Source organism: Dietzia sp. B44 (genome assembly GCF_014145245.1).
Taxonomy (GTDB): Bacteria; Actinomycetota; Actinomycetes; order Mycobacteriales; family Mycobacteriaceae; genus Dietzia; species Dietzia natronolimnaea.
The window spans coordinates 3,254-6,560 of record NZ_JAALEF010000379.1 but is presented as its reverse complement, the minus strand read 5'-3'; the positions used below and the strand labels follow the sequence as shown (position 1 = coordinate 6,560).

The 3,307-nt window shown below is 72.3% G+C and carries 4 protein-coding genes and 1 pseudogene; 2 read left to right on the top strand and 3 right to left on the bottom strand.

The window, feature by feature from the left end; translation table 11 throughout:
* Together G6017_RS12395 and G6017_RS12390 are read left to right on the top strand one after the other, a co-directional pair.
* A pseudogene (locus G6017_RS12395) lies at positions 1-200 on the top strand (A/G-specific adenine glycosylase); the annotation flags it as partial.
* A gap of 39 nt (positions 201-239) precedes the next feature.
* Complete coding sequence (locus tag G6017_RS12390; protein ID WP_182617617.1) at positions 240-548, top strand: antibiotic biosynthesis monooxygenase family protein; 309 nt, start codon at positions 240-242, stop codon at positions 546-548.
* A 49-nt stretch (positions 549-597) separates the two neighbouring features.
* Here G6017_RS12390 and G6017_RS12385 read toward each other — a convergent pair whose 3' ends face one another.
* The 3 genes from G6017_RS12385 to G6017_RS12375 are packed head-to-tail and all read right to left on the bottom strand — an operon-like array spanning position 598 to position 3,262.
* Entirely contained in the window at positions 598-1,647 is a 1,050-nt protein-coding gene (locus G6017_RS12385) for an ABC transporter substrate-binding protein (RefSeq protein ID WP_182617615.1), read from the bottom strand.
* Positions 1,644-2,378: an ABC transporter ATP-binding protein gene (locus tag G6017_RS12380; protein ID WP_182617613.1), complete on the bottom strand. Its 735-nt coding sequence runs from the start codon at positions 2,376-2,378 to the stop codon at positions 1,644-1,646. Before G6017_RS12380 ends, G6017_RS12385 begins: the two co-directional genes overlap by 4 nt.
* Positions 2,379-2,407: 29 nt before the next feature.
* Entirely contained in the window at positions 2,408-3,262 is an 855-nt protein-coding gene (locus G6017_RS12375; RefSeq protein WP_182617611.1) for an ABC transporter permease, read from the bottom strand.
* Positions 3,263-3,307: the final 45 nt, after the last annotated feature.

Below are 3,307 nucleotides of genomic sequence, written 5' to 3'. Positions count from 1 at the left end.
GGACCCAGACCTTCGCCGGGACCGACCGCCAGGTGCGCGGTCTGCTCCTCGACGTCCTGCGCGACGGGGACGGCACCGCCGACCGGGACCGTCTGGACGCGGTGTGGCCCGACCCGGTCCAGCGCGGACGCGCACTCGACTCGCTGGTGGCCGACGGGTTGATGGTGCGCGCCGGGGACGTGTACTCGCTGCCGGGTTGACCGGCCGGGACCCCGGCGGCGAAGCGTAGTCTCACCCCCATGGCCGTCGTCAAGATCAATGCCCTGTCCGTGCCGCCCCAGGCCGGCGCCGAGCTCGAGCGCCGGTTCGCCGAGCGCGCCCACACCGTGGAGAACTCCCCCGGTTTCCTCGGCTTCCAACTGCTGCGCCCCACCGCCGGCGAGGAGCGCTACTTCGTGGTGACCACCTGGGAGGACGAGGCGTCCTTCGCCGCATGGCGTGACGGCGACGCCCGGACCGCCCACGCCGGCCAGCACGCCAAGCCCGTCGCCGAGGGGGCCACCCTCCTCGAGTTCGACGTCGTGGTGGACGTCTCGCCCTCCGCCTGACCGGACCCGCCCCACTCACCGGCTGGACCGGGGCGTGCCCGGCCCGCGATCACCCGGGGAGCGGACCGACCACCGGCCCGAGCACGTCCTGAAACCTGTCGTCGACCAGTGAGTCCACGTCGACGGAGGCGATCTGCCCGTCCTCGGTGAAGACGTCGGCGAGCTCCTGCTCGCCGGCCACCGTCTCCGCCAGCGCCACCGGCCGGCGGGTGCTGCGACTCTGCGAGAGCTCGGCGGCCTCGGGGGTCAATCCCACCGCCTCGCCGTAGAACGCGGCCCACTGCGCCGGGTTCTCCTCCGTCCAGGTTCCCGCCTCGGCCAGCCGGACCAGGAAGTCGGCGATCGCGGTCTGGCGGCGCGCGTCCGCGAGAGCGTCGTGGGAGGCGAGCCCGAACCAGAATCCGTTGGACGCCTCCGCCGCGGTCGCGATGGTCCGGGCGTCGGTGGTGGTCTGCGTGATGGCCGTGTACGGATCCCAGATGGCCCACGCGTCGGCGTCGCCGCGGGAGAACGCGGAACCCGCCTCGGCCGGCTGGAGGAAGACCAGTTCGACGGACTCCGGCGCGACTCCGGCCCTGCGGAGCTGGAGAAGGAGATGCCCGTGGGCGGAGGTCCCCTTGGCCACCAGGACCTTCCTGCCCTCCAGGTCGGCCACGGTCTGCACGGACGAGTCCCCGGGGACGAGGATCTGATCTCCCTCACCGCCGTTGGCGTAGGCGGAGACGATCGACGCCCGCGCCCCGGCGGCCGCGCCGAACACCGGCGGGGTGTTACCGGTGACGGCCACGTCGATCCGCCCTGCGTTGAGCGCCTCCACCTGCGGCGGTCCGGACGTGAACGTGGAGAACTCGACCTCGTACGGCAGGTCGTCGAGCTGGCCCGCCGCGGTGAGCAGGGCCTGGGTGCCGCCCTTCTGGTCGCCCACCCGGAGGACGAGGTCGGACAGACCCGCGAGGTCGACGCGGTCGGGGACGGGTGCCTCGGCCTCGGAATCGCGGGTGGCGCATCCTGCGCCGACGAGCAGCACGATCAACGCCAGCGCGAGCAGCGCGACACCGATCGCGGGTCGTCGGTGGATCGGGGAGAGTGTCGTGGTCATATCGAGTAGTCCTCGTCTGTGTGGTCGACGCCCAGCGCGTCGAGTAGGCAGCGGCGGTGGTGGCTCGTCTCGCCCCCGCCGCGGGGTCGGTCGATGGTCTCGGTGTGGCCGACGACGCCGTCGTCCAGGACGAGCACACGGTCGGCCAGCGCCACCGCCTCGTCGACGTCGTGGGTCACCAGCAGGACCCCGAGCCCGTGGTGGGCCCAGAGCCGCAGCAGGAGGCGGTGCATGGTCCGGCGGGTGAGGGCGTCGAGCGCGCCGAAGGGCTCGTCGAGGAGCAACAGCGAGGGCTCGGCGACGAGCGCCCGGGCGAGCGAGGTCCGCTGCGCCTGCCCGCCGGAGAGTTCCCCCGGGTAGGCGCCCTCACGACCCTCGAGCCCCACCTCGGCGAGGATCCCGGTGACCCGGGCGGTCTTCTCCCCGCGTCCGACGTCGACCCGGTTGAGGCCGTGCCTGACGTTCTCGGCGACGGTGCGCCAGGGCAGCAGTCTGGAGTCCTGGAACACGACGGCCGGGGGGCCCTCGATGTGGACGCTCCCGCCGTCGAGCTCCCGGTCCAGTCCGGCGAGGATTCGCAGCGCGGTGGACTTGCCGCTCCCGCTCCGACCGAGCAGCGCGACGATGTCGCCGCGGGGGATGGTCAGATCGAGATCTCGGAGGACGACGGTGTCGCCGAAACTGCGGGTGACACCTCGCAGCGCGCCCGCGGGGGCGAGGGTGATGGTCATGCCTGAGGCTCCTGGGTAGTGGTCGGTGGTCACCGGTAGTGGCGCAGCGCACGGGCCTCGGCGACGCGGACGACCGCGTCCGTGAGGATGCCGAGCAGCGCGTACACGACCAGGCCGACGATGATCACGTCGATCCGGAAGTAGTCGCGGGCGTTCATGATGAGGTAGCCGATGCCGTTGGTGGCGTTGAGCTGCTCGGCCACGATGAGCGTCAACCAGGCGATCGCGAGCGACTGCCGCACGCCGACCAGGACCTGGGGCGCGATCGACGGCAGGATCACCTCGGTGAGCCGCTGGCGTCGGCTGAATCCGAACACCGTCGCCATGTCCTGCAGCCTGGGATCCACCTGACGCAGACCCGAGGCCGTGTTGAGGTAGATGGGGAAGACCACACCGAGCGCGATGAGCAGCACCTTCGGGGTCTCGCCGATGCCGAACCACAGGATGAACAGCGGGATCAGGCCGAGGTGTGGCAACGCGCGGAGCATCTGGAGCGGCGGATCGACGAGGGCGTCCGCGATCCGCGAGGTGCCGACGACCACCCCCAGGACGAGTCCGGCCACGGCCCCCAGGACGAACCCCTGGACCACGCGGACGCTCGAGACGGCCAACGCGTCCGCGAGTTCGCCGGAGGCGATGAGCTCCAGGGCGGAGGAGGCGATGAGCTGCGGAGCGGGAAGGATCCGCTCCGGCAGGATGCCCGTGGCGCCGGCGATCTGCCAGATCAGGATCAGCACGACGGGGCTGAGCCAGCGCAGCCAGGTGGTCCGGCGGCGGGGGCGACGACGGCCGGCAGAGCCGCGCCCGGGAGCCGGGGTGTCCGTGGACGGGCCCGCGGCCACATCGGGCGCACCCTGCGGCGTGGAGGCGAGAACGGTGGTCATGGTGAGGTCTCCTCGTCTCGTCACCCGCCGACGGTGGCGGGTTCC